General features: G+C 31.7%; 1 protein-coding gene. It reads left to right on the top strand.

From position 1 onward, the window contains the following. Positions 1-691, top strand: a 691-nt coding sequence (locus HNV08_RS16225; RefSeq protein ID WP_173282410.1) for an IS3 family transposase, incomplete at its 5' end; no start/stop codon positions are given. Positions 692-731 lie beyond the last annotated feature (40 nt).

Raw genomic sequence — 731 nt, 5'->3', positions numbered from 1 at the left:
CTTGCCTAGAGAAGGTGTTAGAAAACTCAAAATATCATTAAAAAACGAGTTTGATAAAGCCAACCTAAAAATAGGCAGAGACACGCTTTTCAACATTCTTAGAAAACACAATATGCTTATAACCAAAAAGAAGCCTAGCTATAAAACAACCAATTCTTTTCATAGGTTCTATAAACATAAAAACATTATCAAAGATGTGCTTGTTGATAGACCTAATCAGGTTTGGGTATCTGATATCACATACATCAGAACCGTAAAAGGATTTTGTTACTTGGCTCTTATAACTGACATGTATTCTAGAAAAATCATAGGTTATGACCTTAGTGATAGCCTTGAACTTAGTGGTTGTACTAGAGCTCTTAAAAAAGCATTATATCAAGCTAAAAATACAGAGAGCCTTATACATCACTCGGATAGAGGCATACAATATTGTAGCAATGTATACACTCAAATTTTAAAAAGAAACAACATCAAAATTAGTATGACAGAAGAAAATCATTGCTACGAAAACGCTATTGCTGAACGTGTAAACGGCATCCTAAAAGACGAGTTTTATCTTGATCAAACCTTTGATAGTGTACAACACGCTAAAAATGCAACAAAAAGTGCAATCAATCTATACAACCAAATAAGATTACATGTATCTTTAGATTATAAAACACCAAATATGGTATATTTAAAAACAGCGTAAATCAATTTTTAACCTGTAGCCATATTTCAGGACTAGACAT

Source organism: Winogradskyella eckloniae, from assembly GCF_013249045.1.
GTDB lineage: Bacteria > Bacteroidota > Bacteroidia > Flavobacteriales > Flavobacteriaceae > Winogradskyella > Winogradskyella eckloniae.
The sequence above is the reverse complement of the archived record's forward strand: the minus strand, read 5'-3'. Positions and strand labels throughout refer to the sequence as shown.